Source organism: Microbacterium sp. H6, assembly GCF_003314775.1.
In the GTDB taxonomy this organism is placed as follows: domain Bacteria; phylum Actinomycetota; class Actinomycetes; order Actinomycetales; family Microbacteriaceae; genus Microbacterium; species Microbacterium oxydans.
In genome coordinates this window covers 5,017-20,418 of record NZ_QOAY01000285.1, presented here as the reverse complement: position 1 = coordinate 20,418, position 15,402 = coordinate 5,017, and the positions used below count along the sequence as shown (strand labels likewise).

Below are 15,402 nucleotides of genomic sequence, written 5' to 3'. Positions count from 1 at the left end.
CCTCGCCCCCGACGGGCGCTACGCCCGCCTGCTGGTCGATGTCCTCTCGGAGGGACTCCACGAGCTGGGAACCCTGACACCGCGCACCTGACGACGGAGGCGCGGGATCAGGCGTCCGACTCCGCGATGGGATCGGTCATGACCCGCACGCGCGCGATGCGTCGGCGGTCCATCTCGGCGACCTGGATCGTCGCACCGGGAACCTCCACGGTGTCTCCGACCACGGCGAGGCGTCCCAGCTGCTCGGTCACGAAGCCGGCGATGGTGTCGGACGATCCGCGCGGCATCGCCAACCCGGTCGCCTCTTCGAAGTCCTGCAGGTTGAGTCGCCCGTCGATGCCGTCGTCCGCCGAGATGAACACCTCCGCGTCGTACTCGTCGAAGATCTCGCCGACCACCTCCTCGACGAGGTCTTCGAGGGTGACGAGACCGTCCGTCCCGCCGTACTCGTCGACGACCACCGCGATGTGATGCCCCTCGGCCCTCATGCGGGTCAAGGTCGGCAGCACGCGCGCGGTCGAGGGGATGTAGGGGATGTCGCGCATGAGCGCGCTCAGCGGACGGGTCGGATCGTCGGCGGCAGCCTCGAACAGGTCGCGCACGTGCACGAACCCGGTGATGTCGTCGATCGAGGTCTCCGACACGGGGTAGCGCGAGAACGGCAGGTCGCGCACCTGCGCGATCACCTCTCCGACCCGCGCGGCCTCGTCGAGGGCGACGACCTCGGGGCGCGGCCGCATGACCTCGCTGACCTGGCGTCCGCGCAGGGACAGCACGTCGTCGAGGATGCGTCGTTCGTCATCCGGGAGCCCCTGGTGGCTGGCCACGATGTCGCGCACCTCCTCGTCGGTCATCTCGTCGCTGGTCTTGTGCGGATCCCCTCCGAGCAGCCGGACGAGGGCGTTGGTCGAGACCGAGAGCAGCCAGATCACCGGACGCATGATCGTCGCGAACCCGTTGAGGGCTGGCGCGACCGCGTAGGCGAACTGCGCGTTGCGCTGGATCGCGAGACGCTTCGGCACGAGCTCGCCGAGCACCAGCGACAGGTACGCGATCACGAGGGTGAGCACGAGCGTCGCGACGGTCAGCGAGAGGGCGGGCGTCAGCCCCCACGACTCGAGAACCGGTGCCAGGGACGGCGCGATCGACGTCGCACCGTATGCCGCCGAGGCGAAGCCCGCGACGGTCACACCGATCTGCACCGCGGACAGGAAGGTGTTGGGATTGCGAGCGAGGGAGGCGACCTTCGCTCCACGACGACCGCGCTGCCCGATGGCGTTGATCTGACTCTCACGCAGCGTGACCAGCGCCATCTCCGTCGCAGCGAAGACACCGCCGATCAGCACGAACGCGAGGACGAGGGCGATGTTCCAGAGCAGGTCGCCCATCAGCGGGCCGCCTCGTCTGTGGTGGGGTGAGCGCCCGGGACGAACCGGGCGCTCGTACTGTCAGAGTCCGAAGAGTCAGAACAGCGCTGCGCGCTCAAGAATGCTCCTTGTTGTCGGTGGTGTTGTTGGTGTGGGTGGTGGATTCGGTGGACGAGACCTCGTGGCCCGAGGCCGGGACGCGACGGGTCTTGATCAGGCTGGCCACGGTGGCCACGGCGATCGTCGCGCCGATGAAGAGCAGCGAGAACCAGATCGGGATCTCGGGGGCCCACTCGACGCCCTGGCCGCCGTTGATGAACGGAAGCTCGTTGACGTGCAGCGCGTGCAGGACCAGCTTGACGCCGATGAACGCGAGGATGACGGCGAGGCCCTGAGCAAGGTAGACGAGCCGCTCGAGCAGCCCGCCGATCAGGAAGTACAGCTGACGCAGACCCATGAGCGCGAAGGCGTTCGCCGTGAAGACGATGTACGCCTGGTCGGTGAGGCCGTAGATCGCGGGGATCGAGTCGACCGCGAACACGAGGTCGATGAAACCGATCGCGATGATCGTCAGCAGCATCGGAGTGACGAAGCGCTTGCCGTTCTTCACGACGGTGAGGCGGTCGCCGTTGTAGTCCTCGCTCACCGGCAGGTGACGACGCACGAAGGTCATGAACCGCCCGTTGGCCGGGTTGCTCTCGTGGTCGCTGAACGCCTGACGGTAGGCGAGCACGAGCAGCAGAGCACCGAACAGGTAGAAGATCCAGGAGTAGTTCTCGATGAGCGTCGCGCCGATGGCGATGAAGATTCCGCGCAGGATCAGCGCGATCACGATGCCGATCATCAGCACCTTCTGCTGGTACTTCTTCGGCACGGCGAAGCCGGTCATCACGATGAGGAAGACGAAGAGGTTGTCGATCGACAGCGCCTTCTCCGTGAGGTAGCCGGCGAAGTACTCGCCGCCATACGTCCAGCCGGAGACGACGCCGATACCGACACCGAACAGCAGCGCGAGGCTGATGTAGAAGATCGACCAGCGGGCCGATTCACCGATCGTCGGCTCGTGCGGCGTGCGCACGTGCGCGAAGAACTCGTAGACGAAGAACGCGATCGTGACGGCGATCGTGATGATCCAGATCAGGGGGGTGACGTCCAAATTCGGGCTCCAGACTCGGGGTACGACAGTACCGCCAAAGTCTTCTCCATTCCATGGAACATGGAACCGGTGGCCCGGGATGCGACATGCATCCGTAATGACGACCCCACCGTGTCGGAGTACTCCCCTTGGGTTCCCCCAGATTAGGAGAACACCCTTTGCGCTTCCTGTGGATCTGCCGGGAACGTCCCGCTCCGAGCGAGGAAGGAGCGTCGGCGATCGATGCGGGAGCTGCTAGTCCCTGATCTCAGGCCGGGTGAGCTCCTGCTCCTCGGCGCGATCGATGATCGCGGGGAGCACTTCATCGAAGAACGTCACGAGCACGGCCCGGGTCCCCACGGCATCACGCTCGAGGATCGCGCTGCGCAGGGAGTCGACGAATCCACCGACGCCCTCCCAGTCGAAGGCATCCCTCGCGTGCTGACCGAACCGGCGGATCTGCGGCCCGAGGCGTTCGATGATGACCGCCCGCGAGGCGTTGCCCTCGATGCGCGCGAAGCCCGTCGCCGTGCCTCGCAGCGCGACACCGAAGCCGGCGACGTCGCGCGACTTGATCGCAGCGGACATCTCATCCGCGAGCTCGGCGAGGTACGCGAGATCGTCATCCTGGATGAGCGGCATCACGTGGCGCACCGATCCGATCCAGATGTCTCCGAAGAGGTCGACCGCGTTGCGGACCTGATCGAGGTCGATCGGCGCGACCCGGGTGTAGCGGTTGCGCTGCATCTCGACGAGGCCGTGGTCTGCCAGTCGGTCGAGAGCGTGCCGGATCGGAGTCTTCGAGGTTCCGAGGCGCTCGGCGAGCTCATAGTCACGCAGCCGCTCTCCCGGGCGCAGCTCACCGCTGATGATCGCGTCCTGCAGCCGGTTGTAGGCCTCATCGCTCATCGACCTGCGCTCGAGGGGTCCGCCTGAGAGTGCCACTGCCTTGTCCTCCGCTCGAGCACGCAAATGTAGTAGAGCCTGAAGTTCTACCTACACTGCAATGTATCGCATCCCGCGTAATCGCCGTGAAAAAACAGGGTCTTGGAGGTGGTGATGCGCGAGCTGACGGCATGGGGCGAGCGGCACCAGGTGATGTTGTACCTGACGTCCATCGTCGTCGGCGCCGCGATCGGTCTATGGGCACCTGCGAGTGCTCCGTGGTGGGAGTCTGCGATGACCCCTGCCCTGGGCCTGCTGCTCTACGCGACGTTCCTGAGCGTGCCTTTCTCTCGCGTCGGGCGGGCCTTCACCGACTGGCGCTTCCTCGTCACGCTGCTGATCGTGAACTTCGCCGTCGTGCCGCTCGTGGTGTTCGGCCTGACCAGGTTCGTCGCCACCGACGAAGCCGTGCTCCTCGGTGTACTGCTCGTGCTGCTCACTCCCTGCGTGGACTACGTGATCGTGTTCACCGGCCTCGCCGGTGGCGACCGCGCCCGGCTGCTGGCGGCGACTCCACTGCTCATGCTGGTGCAGATCCTCCTGCTCCCCGTCTACGTCTCCCTCATCATGGGGCCGAGCGTTCTGCGTTCGTTCGATGCCCGCCCTTTCGTCGACACGTTCCTCCTCCTGATCGTGCTGCCGCTCGGGCTGGCCGCGCTGACGCAGCTGACGGCGAGGAGACACGCGTTCGCTCGGGCCGTCGAGCAGGGATCGGCAGGGGGAATGGTGCCGCTCATGATGCTGACCCTGTCCACCGTCGTCGCCTCGCAGGTGGCGGACCTCGGCGAGGCATGGGCCGGCGTGCTCGTGACGGTTCCGCTCTTTCTGGGATTCGCCGTGATCGTCGGGCCGCTCGGAGCCCTGGCGGCACGCGTCGCACGACTCGATGCGCCGGGGCGGCGTGCCGTGGTGTTCAGCGCCGTCACCCGCAACTCGCTCGTGGTGCTGCCGTTGGCACTGGCTCTTCCGAATGCTTTCGCGATCGCCCCGCTCATCGTCGTGACGCAGACGATGGTGGAACTGATCGTCATGGTCGTGATGGTGGCGCTCGTCCCACGCCTGGTCCGGGGCGACTGACCGCTCTCCACCCACAGCCGATATCCCGCCCGTATCGCGTCGCTCGACGTCATCCGCGGCGTGGCCATCATCGGCACCCTCACGAGCAACATCTGGCTGTTCCGCGCGTTCTTCGGCGAACGGGTCATCGACATCTGGTGGGATGACCTGCTGTCGGCCGCCTCGAACGGCAAGTCCCTCGGGCTCCTGCTCCTCGACGGAGTGCTGAACTACATCTTCGTGGTGCAGTTCGACGTGCTCCGGGCCTATGCGATCCTCGGTTTCGTGGTCGCCTTCGTGCTCCTGCTGCCCGAGAAGCGCCAGTGGATCTTCATCGGGGTCGCACTGACCGCGCACATCACCCTCATGCTCATGCCGCTGTTCACCGCCGATGGCACCTTCATGCTCCCGGGGCTCGTGTTCCCGGGAGACGCGGGCGATTCGAGCGGCCAATCGGGGTACTGGGCGACGGTGCAGGCGAACTCACTGACCGTGTTCTCCGACCTCACCATCGGCACGGACACCGGGTCCATCCTTTCGCTCGGGCTCGTGCTCTTCACGCTGGGCGCGATCCTGTATCGCCACGGGCTGTTCGAACCGCGAGGGGCACGCCTGCGCAGGTGGGTCATGATCATCGGACTCGGCATCGGTCTTCCGCTGGAGCTCACCTTCTTCCTCGCGCAGGACCAGTTCGGGCTCGACCGGTTCCTCTCCGCTCCCTTCGTCGCCTTCGGCATCCTCGCCCTGATGGCCGCGTTCTACCAGAGACACCCCATCGGGTTCGTCGGGCGGCAACTCTCCCTCGTCGGACGGATGGCGTTGAGCTGCTACGTGCTGCAGAACATCCTCGGGAGAGTCGCGCAGCAGCTGATCGGTCACTCGCCGCTGTCGACGACGCTCGACCCACTCGTGGGAACCCTCGTGATGTTCCTCGGCATCGCCGGCATCGTCGTCCTCTTCGCGAACCTCTGGTCCCGCCGGTTCCGGAAAGGACCGCTCGAGTACATCTGGGACGTCAGCTTCCGATTGCTCACTCGCAGGCTGTCCGATCTCACGAAACATGTCGGACCGTGAGACGCAACGCCCTTGGAAAGACGGGCGTCTGATCTGCCGCCGAGGCTGCCTGTTGTCTCACGAAGCGCGTCGGAAAGATCACGCCTCACCCTCAACCTGCCTAATACGTCGGTCGCTCAGTTTCGGTGCAGCGGGTTTTCGGCAGGGTTTCGGTAGGCGCGCGGCCAGCGTGTCGTGTGGTCGACCGGCGGCCCGGGAGTGCTGCCGTAGACGATCGATACTGGTGGGCGTTCATGAGGCTCGGACGATCTGCACAGTCCGAGCGCCGCCGTCCCTCACGCCCCGAGCGTCTGCACGACCTTCTCCGCCGTCTCTTTCGCCGAGCCCGGGTTCTGACCGGTGACGAGATTGCCGTCGATCACGGCGTACGACACGAACGGCAGCTTGGCCTTCTCGTACAGAGCGCCGCGTTCCTTCATCATCTCCTCGGCGTTGTACGGCACGAGCTTGTCGACGCGGGCGAGCACCTCTTCCTGCCAGGCGAAGCCGGTGAGGCGGCGTCCGTCGACGAGCAGCGAGCCGTCAGTGAGCTTCACGTTGAGCAGGCCGCAGTAGCCGTGGCAGACGGACGACACCACGCCGCCACGCTCCCAGATCTCGCGCGTGAGGCGTTGCAGGCCATCGTTGTCGGGGAAGTCGTACATCACGGCGTGACCGCCGGTGTAGTAGATCGCGTCGAAGTCGGCCGCGTCGAGCTCATCGGGGCTGAGTGTGTTCTCGAGCAGCGCCATCTTCGCCGGATCGTTGTGCCAGGCGCGGGCGACCTTGTCATAGTTCGGGAACTTCAGCGAGCGGGGTTCGAGCGGCACGGCGCCACCGTGCGGGCTGACGATCTTCTGCTCATACCCTCGTTCGGCGAACACCTCCCAGGCGTGGGCAAGTTCGCTGAGCCAGAGGCCTGTCTGGTGCTCGGTCGGGTCGTCGTAGTGCGAAACGTTGGTGACGACGTGAAGGATGCGCTTCGTCATGATTCCCCCCTAGGGATCTCAGAGTGCCGCCGTGACGACGGCGAAGGTGGTCCGAACGCGGTTCTCCACGTCGGATTCAGGGTGAGGACGGAACTTCCCGTCAAGGTGCAGGAAGGCGAGGCCGTGCGCCATGCTCCACAGCGCCGTGGAGAGCGCGTCGGCATTGGAGGACGGATACAGCCGCGCGGCGACGCCGGCGAGCAGGTCGTGCAGCGCGGTCGACGCCTGGACACGGTCGGCGTTCTCGGGGTCGCACTCATTCCCGAACATGAGGCGGAATACGGCGGGACGGCGCAGCGCGAAGAACACGTACGCCACGGCGAGGTCTGCCACGACGTCGGGCCCGTCCTCTTCGACGACGGCGCGCAGCTCAGCGCCCATGTCATGGAACCCTTCAACGGCGACCGCGGAGTCGAGGGCCGTCCGGTCGGCGAAGTGTCTGTACGGCGCCGCTGTCGACACCCCGGCGCGACGAGCCACAGCGCGCATCGAGAGCTCTTCGCCCTCTTCGATGCTCTCGATGGCCGCCTCGACGAGTGCCTCACGCAGATTGCCATGGTGGTAGGTGGTCATTCCGCACTCCTCGATGTGAACGGTGCTAACATAACACGTCGACACACGATTGGGGACACATCATGCAGACGATTCTCGGAGCGGGTGGCCAGATCGCGAACGGCCTGGCACGCGCGCTCCACGGCACGGACGAACTGCGACTCGTGAGCCGCAAGCCCCACGCCGTGAACGCCGACGACGCCACGGCATCGGCCGATCTCACGGACGCCACGCAGACGTCCGACGCCACGGTCGGCAGTGACGTGATCTACTTCACCGCAGGCCTGCCCGCTGACACAGAGCTGTGGGAGAAGCAGTTCGAGACGATGCTGCGCAACGCGCTCGACGCCGCCCGGACCGCGGGGGCGAAGTTCGTCTACTTCGACAACACATACATGTACCCGCAGGACGCCCGCGTCCAAACGGAGGACACCCCGTTCGACCCCGATGGGCGCAAAGGCGTCGTCCGCGCACGCATGGCTCAGATGGTGCTCGATGAGATCGACCGCGGCGAGATGCCCACGCTCATCGCCCGGGCCCCGGAGTTCTATGGACCCGAACGCACACAGGGATTCACGAATTCCCTCGTGTTCGACAGAGTGAAGCAGGGTAAGCGCCCACTTATCCCCGTCCGGGCCGACACACGACGTTCCCTCATCTGGACGCCCGACGCGAGCCGCGCGCTCGCCGCGCTCGGCTCGACGCCCGATGCGTACGGTCAGACCTGGCATCTCCCGGTGGACGCCGCACACCCGACATATCGCGAGATCATCGCCACGGCCGACCAGGCGTTCGGAACATCAAAAAAAGCCATCATCCTCCCCAGCTGGGCGCTTCGCGCCGCCGGTCGCATCTCACCCGCGGCCCGGGAGATGGGTGAGTTGTTGCCCCGCTACCACCAGGACAACATCTTCAGCGACGCGAAGTTCCGCACCGCATTCCCTGACTTTCGGGTGACAGCCCTTCGCGACGGCATCGACGCGCTTGCCACAGAGCACTGACCGCATCGCCCCTCTGACGACCACCGCCCCAGTCAGGCCTCACGCGACACGACGACACGCGATCTGAGATTCCGACACTTTTCGTGAGATCGGACACAGGCGCTCGATTGTTCGATCTCACGGGAGTTGTCATGAGTTGAGACACGCGAGACGCGGATTTCCGCAGGAGAGCTCAGCCACCGTGAGAAGCCGTTGTCTCACGAGAGGTGTCAAAAAAGTGAATCGCTGATCCGCGGATGGTCTTCAGCTACCCGAAGCGGGAGTCATCGATCGAGCGCGCCATCGAGTTTGCGCAGGACGGTCTCAGGCAGTGTGCGGCGACCTTCGGGCCTGAGAACCCGAACCTCATTCGTTCGTTCACCCGGGCTGGGAAAGTCCGAAGCGAGAGGCGATGAGTGCTCGGCGGTATGTCTCTTTGAGGCTTGATGAGAGGCGCTCGCTGCTCATGTATTCGAGCGGTCCTTCACGAAAGGGCCGTCGCACGTAGTCCTCGGTCTCCGTTGGCGCGTCCCTGAGGAGTGTCGCGTAGATGCGAGAGCGGTTGGTGCGTCGCTCGACCTGTTGTCGCTGGACATACCCGCCCACGAAGGCCAGAACGCCGCCGACAAGCGCACCGACAGCAAGGCACCGATGGACATGCTACGAAGGTAGAGCCACGGACCGACATCAGACCGATAGCGCTACTGCCCCAGCGAACTTGACGAGCGGGTCCATGCCGCTCACGCCACCGTTACGGCGAGACGCCGGCAGACGCAGACCCCGTGTCGCGGGGCACCATGTCGCGGCTGCCCACGCAATGAAGCAGCGCCGGCACCGTGCCTATCTGCCTAGGCATCGATGTCGAACGCCGCTTCGTACTCCGCTCCGTCGATGTGCTCGTAGACGGTGGTCGGCCGCATACGGCTCCAGTGATGACCAAGGAGTATCGAAAGCCCAAGCGGCCCGATTAGGAACAGGTGCAACCGCCTGACGCCCTTGAGTCTCGATCGCACTTGATTGCGCACCTGCGTCGCGACCGAGTTTGCGATCCCCGGTGTGGCGATCGACGTCGCGTCAATACTTGGTGTGCTGACGACAAGGATCGAGTCAACAGGGAGATCTGATGCACGAATCCAATCGGCCGCATCGTCAGCACCCGGATAGGAGATCTGGAGGACGATTGCGAGATCCTCTCCCTTCCCCACAGGCACCTCTTCGATTTCAAGCGGGAAGGGCTCTGTGGGAGCCTCTGATGTCCACAGCTGCGCGTGTTGCCTAGTCGCCACAGTGAACCCGCGCACGCCTCGGAGCTCGGTTCCAACAAGGAAGCCCACGGCCTGACGCATGAAGCCGGTCACCAGAACGCGACCAGGCTTCAGCGGACGAAAGGTCCCTCTGATGTCCGACGCAAGCTCACCCCAGGTATATGGAGCGTTCGGTCGAACGCGTAACCACGGCGTGCTTCCTTCCATCCTCCCGACACGATCGATCGAAACAGACGACTCTCTGGCGGCCGGATCGTAGTCGACGATGGCCACGGAAACAGTGCCCCACGGTTCTGACCTGATTATGCCCATGTCATCGACCGCTTGTTTGATGGACTGCAGATCAAACATACGTTCGCCTGCGACTACGCGATCGTGCACCCAGGAGAGCCCCAGCTCGATCGCTCGGTCATCACTTTCGAGCCCATTCGCTGTCATGAGAAGTTTGACTTCAGTTCGCAGGTGCTCCGCGTCATACCCCGATTCGATGTAGAAATCGCTTAGAAAATCACCAAGCTCACCAAGGTCGACGTCTGCTTCATGCGCCCACTCCGCTCGGGCCAGTCCGCGCTTCGATCCCGGACCGCCTTGAAGCGCCCGGGGAACGAGGCGGCGGTCACGGCTGTCACGATCTTTCAGAAGAACATCCGCGGAATCGATCTGACGGTTGGTCACGAGCCAAATCTCCACGACGCCGTCCTCGGCCTTGAGCCTGCGATGCGTCGCTATGAGGTTGCGGAGAATCGGCTCTCTCGCGAGGTAGTCAAGGTTGAGTGGTGAGCTTGCGTCAACCGCGTACTTCACCTGCATGTAGCTGTGGGGCGGCGAAGACCGATACAACACGACGTCATCTGCGTTGCCGGCATCGCGTGCTTCGACCCCGACCGCAACGAGCCTGTTCCCAGCGCGGCCAGTGGCATGTTCATGCAGAAGTTGCAGACACGCGCGCCATGCCACGAGCCACTGGTACCGGTCGCCAGCGATCCGCACACCGGTTGCGCTCGGCATTTCTGTCATCATGGCGACTCCTAGTGGAGGTTGAGAGCGACTGAGGAGACGGCGGTCCGGAAGAAGGGGCCTCGCGCCGCGATGCTTGTGTCCGCGCTCACGACACCTTGTATCTGGTCCACCATGAGAACGACGAGCGCAATGGGCGCGCGCACCTGCATTGCGATCGCCTTCAGACTGGCGATGTCAGTCTTGCTTGCAGGCAGCAGTCGCGGATGTGAGTGCCATTCGCCGACGTAACCGAGGTCTGAATCGTCTGTAGCCTTCAGGTAATCCGCCAGTATCCGCGTTGCCGGACTCTCACGCCGCCAGTACCCACTTCGGGTCGCATCTCGATCTCGGACCTCGAGGAAGGAGTCGACTATGACCTCTGGGCCTGCTCGCCACCCTGTCAGGATGCCACCGGTCTCGTGCGGCAAGGACTCACGCGCATGACGCGAGGCCAGCGCAAACGAGGCTCGTGAAGCGCGAACGACCATCCCCTCGTTACGCATAGACATGAACCGCGCCGGCACCGGAGGATGATGGGTCTAACAGGAGTCGAACCGCAAGCCGGGAGGCGACCCCCGCTGCCTCGTTCACGGCGTACGGCGGAGTCATCGAGACCGGATCACCGCAACCTGCTTCGAAGACCAGAGCGTTCGACTTCTCGAGGTCGGCCGCTGGAATCGGGTCGCGGCCTATGGGAGGGATCACATCGGTGCGAACGATTCGACCCTCATCTTGCAAAGATGCACTGATGATATGACTGCCAAGCGTTCGCGCTGCGTCCGCCAGCATTGCTGATGCGGCGCCATCCGCGGTCGCGTCAACGACGAGATCGAACTCGGCGAGCAACTCTGGCACTTCATGTGGCGCGCGCAACGGACGCAGATCGACTTCAACCTCGGTCATGTTTCCGGGCCGCCGCTCCAGCAGGTACTTGATCGCGAACGCCTTTCGCTGCCCGGCCAGCTGCGGTGGTGCGAGATGGCGGACAGAATTTCCCGGGCGGAGTATGTCAGGGTCTCTCACCGTGATGTGCCCGACACCGCTTCTTGCCAGGTAGTCGCAGATGAAGGATCCGATGGCTCCGGCGCCAACGACCAATACCCGCTTGCTGCTAAGCAACGGGGCATCACGTCCACCACGCAGCCCTAACGTAGCGACCGAATTGGATGCGCTCGGCACCGATCTCAGGCTTATGCCATCCGAATTGTACGAAAGCAGCAACGCAATCGCTCCGGCCGCGCCTCCTCTCGAGTAACGGAGCAGAAGTAGGTCAATCGCGCCACGACGGGCTTCTCTTTCGAGCATTGCCACGGCCCTCTGGTCAAGAAGGTCGAGGAGCTCACCCCAACTACGCGGTGGTCGCTCCGGTTCTCCGATGTCTGCCACGTAGCCATAAAGCCGGTGGCGCCGCTGGCTCGCCTTCCTCGGCTTGACGCCTGAGCCGGCCAGTTCGATCCGCGGGCCCTGAACCTTGAAACGGACCAGCCGGTTCAGGAGCAAATCGATCGCTTCGTCATAGATAACCAGCAGGGATTCCTGGATCGGCTCAAAGTACCGTTCGAGATCCATGTCGGGAGCATCAGCAGGCCACCCAAGCGTTGTTGCCTCGAGCCATCGCTCAATGGTCGCGACGAAATCATCAACGTCCAACCATGGAAGACTGCCGCGCCCGGTCTCCGGATACAAACACATGGCGCCGTCAAGCTCTCTGTGCCAAGAGGCCGGAAGGTCCGCCGGGGGAAAGACCCTGGGCGGCGCAAACGGAAAGTCAGCGTCAACGCTAACGATGACGTTATGGCTGATCTCACCGGTGAAGAGTTTCTTCGTCAGCTCTGATCTCGCCACGAGGCGCCAGCCGCGTGACTCGAGTCCTTCAATGAACTCAGTTCGAGTTGCCTCGAGCCGCTCGCCCCAGACGGTCATCCGAAGCGCCGGTCACCGGCCGGGACCATTCGCTCTCCTGCGGTAATCGGACCGGCCAGCGCCTTCTTCTTGCCGTCGTCACCGTAGCCCGCTGGCATGGGAAAGACGGTTTCATCGTCGCCGTTGTCGCCCAGTATGGATTGGTACCCGAGCGCTGAGAGGCCGAGATCGTCCTCGCGGAAGGCCGCCCTCGCAGTTTCGGCAGCAGCTTGAAAACGGTCACGAGCCTTCTCCCACTGAAGGTCGGTAGCACGGAAGCTGGCGTTGTGGCCAAGCATCGTCGGGTCCGGTAATTCACGGCCCCAACTGACCTTGTCTCGAAGGTAGCTCGCGATACCCTCCAAGCCTGTGACGAACGCGTGCGCCTGAGAATCCCATTGCACGGTGCCCCGTGAACAGGCGTCATACAGCGCAAGCTCGACAAAAAGCCCGCCAGGGCGCGAATCGAGGATCGCTCTGCGGGCCTGTCGTAGAAGCTTGACGGTTGGCACGTACACACCATCCATCGCTGCGTTCATCTCGGTCTTCAGATCGGTGAGCTTTTCAGGGTTGGTGCTCTGCCACTCGTCCGAATCCTTCTTCGGGATCTCCCAATAGCCGTCGTAACGTGAGCGAGCCGGCACGGCATCCACGTAGAGGCCGTCGTACTCAGGGAACGTGACCTGCAAGGATCGCGCCTGGCGTCGCACGCGCGGCGCGCCGGAGTCGTCACGGCCATACTCGGCGTTGAGCACCTTGAAGAACGCGTTGAGGACCTCTTGGCCTGACACGTTCGTATCGATCGTGTCCATTCGGCAGAAGACGTCGACGTCCTTCACGCGCCGGATTGACACATCTCGTTTGTACGACCCAATCAGCACCGGCGAAAGCCCCCAGTCCCTAAGGGAATCGGCGGCCGTCAGCGCCTCGCGGACTGACTTATGAGCAAGAGGTGCGTTCTCCTTGTCGGTCGACGAGGGCTCGATCATCGTCAGCGCGGTCGCAAAGCAGTTGCTTAGATTCGCCATGTCACTCCCATCTGTGGGGCATCCCCAGTTCGATAGGAACATGCTAGGGGTGAGGTCCGACATTGGCTTAGTTCCCTGACTGACATCGGGTGTGAGAGGCCGGTCGGCCTCATCGAGACGGAGCCTGGCAGTCTGCGGGGCGATGCTCAATGTTGACGCACCATCCGCCACAGGTGCACGTGCGGTAGCTTCGGAACCATGAGCGACGATGTCCGCGATGACGAATCCTTCTGGCTGAACGCCGGAGTCGATTATGCGTATCGACGGTGGATAAATCCCGCCAAGCTGCTACTGGAAGACATCTACGAGCTCGGGCAGGCCATAGTTCAGCACGGACCTGGCGCAGCAGATGACATCGCCGTGGCTATCGAGTCACGGAACACTAGGCTGATCCGCCACTAGCTGGCGAACCAGCAGGGCGGGGCTGCGCTTCCCGCCGGCGTTTGATTTCGAGCGAGGAGACAGATGCCAAGCGACGTCGGATTCTGGTGGACTTCAACTGGTTGGTGGATTCGTCCAAATACTGCTCGTGATGTCATGAACATCCTGGGCGCGATCGGCGTCTACAACGCCCGTCAGAGCTTCAGTTGGCGCGGTATGTCCAGTGCGGACTACCGTCTCACATCGTCTCTGCAACGGAAGCTCGGGACCGAGACATCGGAGACCGAGATGCGCGCAGCTGAAGTCGAGCTCTTAGCGGCAGCGAGAGACTGGGGCTTGGGAATCGGCCCCGGCGGGTATGTCGATGACCTGCAGCTCCTCGCAGACCTGCAGCACTACGGGATCGCGACCAGGCTACTTGATTTCACGAGCAACCCGATGACGGCCCTCTGGTTTGCCTGCCAGTCACCTAAAGCACCCGGCGCCGCGAGGAGCGGAATTCTCCTCGCGCTCAACACGACAGGCATGCGCCAGATCTCGACCGTCCCCACCGGCCGCAGCTGGGGCTCCCTGCATAACCCCACCGGATCGACTTTGCATGACGCTCTCCAGGACCCGACGCCATTCCTGGTGCGATCCGCTGTCCCCAACGAGCGACTCCGAGCCCAGGAAGGGTTCTTCGTCGCCGGAGCGATTCCCCCTCCTCGCGGGGAAGTGATCGCGTCGCCTTCGGGCACGAGGGACTTCCGCATCCAGAGGATCGACCCGTTCGAGGCGATAGACGTACCGTGGGTGCGCGGAGACTCAGCGAAGCTTGCGGCTAGCCTCAGTGCTGACAGGCAGCGCGGGCATCCATCCGCACTGCCGTTCGTCGCGGTGATCATCAAGGCCGGTTTGAAGAAGAAGCTGCTGCGCTACCTCGAGAACACATACAACCGGACCGCAAAGATCCTGTTCCCCGACTACGCAGGCTTTCTCGAGTTCCGATCCGAACCCGCCGCTCGTGACACCGTCGTAGATTGACCCACCCCTTTGATAGCAGGCTGGCTACGAGGGAAGCATGCTCCGCGTTCAGGTGAGGTCGTGTTGGGTGGTCCGGGTCCTGAGCTGAAAGTCATGACGCTCGTCCCAGATCTCAGCCCGACGTCACGTGAAAGATCCAGCCTGATTCCACCGTCCAGTGGAAAAGATGTCCCGTGTTGCCGTAGAGCCACAGATCCGTCAGAACCTCTGGAGCGCGGAACTCGCCCCAGGTGAAATAGGACGGGGATGTGGGCAGCAAACCGCCACGCGTCCCAGTGGCCGCCATATGGATGAAGAGGTGGGTGCGGGCTGCGCCGTACTCTTCGCGCTCGCGTTCGAGCTTGGCGAGCTTCTTTGCGATGATCGGGTCGTTGGCGAGATAACCGGAAAGCTCGGTCAGATACGGCGCCTCCGCGTTACTGGCGCCGGCGTTTGCGCTCATCACTATGACCCGCGGCGGATCCATCGGTCCAACGACCCCAGCACGCACGACAGGATGAACGTCGAGCATTCCCTCTGTAGTGGCGCCTACACCCACCAGCCGGTTGAGCTCCGCAGCAACCGCTTGAGCCACCTCATTCAGATCAGAGCTCTCCCAGCCGCGCTCGAGATCCAGCTGCCATGCCATGCTGCCTAGGTACTCCCGCTCCACAGCCGCCTCGAACCTTCTCGTGTGTGCCTGCGACCTCTGATACTTCGCGTCGAGCGACCGGGTTACCTCCACTAT

15 protein-coding genes are annotated in these 15,402 nt (G+C 63.7%); 5 read left to right on the top strand and 10 right to left on the bottom strand.

All coding sequences use genetic code 11. The features are described 5' to 3' along the window. Positions 1 to 107: 107 nt before the first annotated feature. From DSP71_RS18380 to DSP71_RS18370, 3 genes are all read right to left on the bottom strand, one after another. On the bottom strand, positions 108 to 1,388 hold the full coding sequence (locus DSP71_RS18380; protein ID WP_113681772.1) for a hemolysin family protein: 1,281 nt from the start codon (positions 1,386 to 1,388) through the stop codon (positions 108 to 110). 94 nt (positions 1,389 to 1,482) lie between these two features. Continuing rightward, positions 1,483 to 2,523: a TerC family protein gene (locus DSP71_RS18375; RefSeq protein WP_061015555.1), complete on the bottom strand. Its 1,041-nt coding sequence runs from the start codon at positions 2,521 to 2,523 to the stop codon at positions 1,483 to 1,485. Between the two features lie 234 nt (positions 2,524 to 2,757). Then, positions 2,758 to 3,411, bottom strand: coding sequence for a GntR family transcriptional regulator (locus tag DSP71_RS18370; protein ID WP_113681773.1), 654 nt, complete (start codon positions 3,409 to 3,411; stop codon positions 2,758 to 2,760). A gap of 270 nt (positions 3,412 to 3,681) precedes the next feature. On the opposite strand from DSP71_RS18370, the gene DSP71_RS18365 reads away from it, so the two are divergent. Both DSP71_RS18365 and DSP71_RS18360 read left to right on the top strand, forming a co-directional pair. Further along, a complete protein-coding gene (locus tag DSP71_RS18365) occupies positions 3,682 to 4,524 on the top strand; it encodes a bile acid:sodium symporter (RefSeq protein WP_309472633.1) in 843 nt (280 codons plus the stop codon). Between the two features lie 60 nt (positions 4,525 to 4,584). Next, on the top strand, positions 4,585 to 5,577 hold the full coding sequence (locus DSP71_RS18360; protein ID WP_113681770.1) for a DUF418 domain-containing protein: 993 nt from the start codon (positions 4,585 to 4,587) through the stop codon (positions 5,575 to 5,577). A 275-nt stretch (positions 5,578 to 5,852) separates the two neighbouring features. Here DSP71_RS18360 and DSP71_RS18355 read toward each other — a convergent pair whose 3' ends face one another. Both DSP71_RS18355 and DSP71_RS18350 read right to left on the bottom strand, forming a co-directional pair. After that, positions 5,853 to 6,545 (bottom strand): type 1 glutamine amidotransferase domain-containing protein, encoded by a 693-nt coding sequence (locus tag DSP71_RS18355; protein ID WP_113681769.1) that lies wholly within the window; start codon positions 6,543 to 6,545, stop codon positions 5,853 to 5,855. Between the two features lie 18 nt (positions 6,546 to 6,563). Next, complete coding sequence (locus tag DSP71_RS18350) at positions 6,564 to 7,118, bottom strand: TetR/AcrR family transcriptional regulator (RefSeq protein ID WP_061015560.1); 555 nt, start codon at positions 7,116 to 7,118, stop codon at positions 6,564 to 6,566. Between the two features lie 62 nt (positions 7,119 to 7,180). Between DSP71_RS18350 and DSP71_RS18345 the strand changes: the two genes are divergently transcribed. Further along, complete coding sequence (locus DSP71_RS18345) at positions 7,181 to 8,098, top strand: NAD-dependent epimerase/dehydratase family protein (RefSeq protein ID WP_113681768.1); 918 nt, start codon at positions 7,181 to 7,183, stop codon at positions 8,096 to 8,098. An 827-nt stretch (positions 8,099 to 8,925) separates the two neighbouring features. Here DSP71_RS18345 and DSP71_RS18340 read toward each other — a convergent pair. Genes DSP71_RS18340 through DSP71_RS18325 form a run of 4 tightly spaced genes read right to left on the bottom strand, consistent with a single transcriptional unit; the run spans position 8,926 to position 13,271 of the window. Beyond that, positions 8,926 to 10,362 carry an SAVED domain-containing protein gene (locus tag DSP71_RS18340; RefSeq protein WP_113681767.1) on the bottom strand — a complete coding sequence of 479 codons (1,437 nt, stop codon included), beginning with the start codon at positions 10,360 to 10,362 and terminating at the stop codon, positions 8,926 to 8,928. Positions 10,363 to 10,370: 8 nt separating this feature from the next. Next, positions 10,371 to 10,829, bottom strand: coding sequence for a Mov34/MPN/PAD-1 family protein (locus DSP71_RS24690; protein ID WP_396652067.1), 459 nt, complete (start codon positions 10,827 to 10,829; stop codon positions 10,371 to 10,373). A 7-nt stretch (positions 10,830 to 10,836) separates the two neighbouring features. Further along, the gene (locus DSP71_RS18330; protein WP_113681765.1) at positions 10,837 to 12,264 is read right to left on the bottom strand and encodes a ThiF family adenylyltransferase; all 1,428 of its coding nucleotides are present in this window, start codon (positions 12,262 to 12,264) and stop codon (positions 10,837 to 10,839) included. After that, positions 12,261 to 13,271 carry an SMODS domain-containing nucleotidyltransferase gene (locus DSP71_RS18325; RefSeq protein ID WP_113681764.1) on the bottom strand — a complete coding sequence of 337 codons (1,011 nt, stop codon included), beginning with the start codon at positions 13,269 to 13,271 and terminating at the stop codon, positions 12,261 to 12,263. Before DSP71_RS18325 ends, DSP71_RS18330 begins: the two co-directional genes overlap by 4 nt. A 198-nt stretch (positions 13,272 to 13,469) precedes the next feature. Between DSP71_RS18325 and DSP71_RS18320 the strand changes: the two genes are divergently transcribed. Together DSP71_RS18320 and DSP71_RS18315 are read left to right on the top strand one after the other, a co-directional pair. Next, entirely contained in the window at positions 13,470 to 13,673 is a 204-nt protein-coding gene (locus DSP71_RS18320; RefSeq protein ID WP_113681763.1) for a hypothetical protein, read from the top strand. A 63-nt stretch (positions 13,674 to 13,736) separates the two neighbouring features. Next, the gene (locus tag DSP71_RS18315) at positions 13,737 to 14,675 is read left to right on the top strand and encodes an FRG domain-containing protein (protein ID WP_113681762.1); all 939 of its coding nucleotides are present in this window, start codon (positions 13,737 to 13,739) and stop codon (positions 14,673 to 14,675) included. Positions 14,676 to 14,787: 112 nt separating this feature from the next. Here DSP71_RS18315 and DSP71_RS18310 read toward each other — a convergent pair. Continuing rightward, positions 14,788 to 15,402: hypothetical protein (locus DSP71_RS18310; protein ID WP_220151146.1), on the bottom strand; the 615-nt coding region annotated here is incomplete at its 5' end.

Excerpts from the sequence above, each read along its gene's own strand:
- DSP71_RS18380 (WP_113681772.1), bottom strand. The coding sequence starts at position 1,388 with ATGGGCGACCTGCTCTGGAACATCGCCCTCGTCCTCGCGTTCGTGCTG.
- DSP71_RS18370 (WP_113681773.1), bottom strand. The coding sequence starts at position 3,411 with ATGAGCGATGAGGCCTACAACCGGCTGCAGGACGCGATCATCAGCGGT.
- DSP71_RS18365 (WP_309472633.1), top strand. The coding sequence starts at position 3,682 with ATGACCCCTGCCCTGGGCCTGCTGCTCTACGCGACGTTCCTGAGCGTG.
- DSP71_RS18355 (WP_113681769.1), bottom strand. The coding sequence starts at position 6,545 with ATGACGAAGCGCATCCTTCACGTCGTCACCAACGTTTCGCACTACGAC.
- DSP71_RS18350 (WP_061015560.1), bottom strand. The coding sequence starts at position 7,118 with ATGACCACCTACCACCATGGCAATCTGCGTGAGGCACTCGTCGAGGCG.
- DSP71_RS18345 (WP_113681768.1), top strand. The coding sequence starts at position 7,181 with ATGCAGACGATTCTCGGAGCGGGTGGCCAGATCGCGAACGGCCTGGCA.
- DSP71_RS18340 (WP_113681767.1), bottom strand. The coding sequence starts at position 10,362 with ATGATGACAGAAATGCCGAGCGCAACCGGTGTGCGGATCGCTGGCGAC.
- DSP71_RS24690 (WP_396652067.1), bottom strand. The coding sequence starts at position 10,829 with ATGGTCGTTCGCGCTTCACGAGCCTCGTTTGCGCTGGCCTCGCGTCAT.
- DSP71_RS18330 (WP_113681765.1), bottom strand. The coding sequence starts at position 12,264 with ATGACCGTCTGGGGCGAGCGGCTCGAGGCAACTCGAACTGAGTTCATT.
- DSP71_RS18325 (WP_113681764.1), bottom strand. The coding sequence starts at position 13,271 with ATGGCGAATCTAAGCAACTGCTTTGCGACCGCGCTGACGATGATCGAG.
- DSP71_RS18320 (WP_113681763.1), top strand. The coding sequence starts at position 13,470 with ATGAGCGACGATGTCCGCGATGACGAATCCTTCTGGCTGAACGCCGGA.
- DSP71_RS18315 (WP_113681762.1), top strand. The coding sequence starts at position 13,737 with ATGCCAAGCGACGTCGGATTCTGGTGGACTTCAACTGGTTGGTGGATT.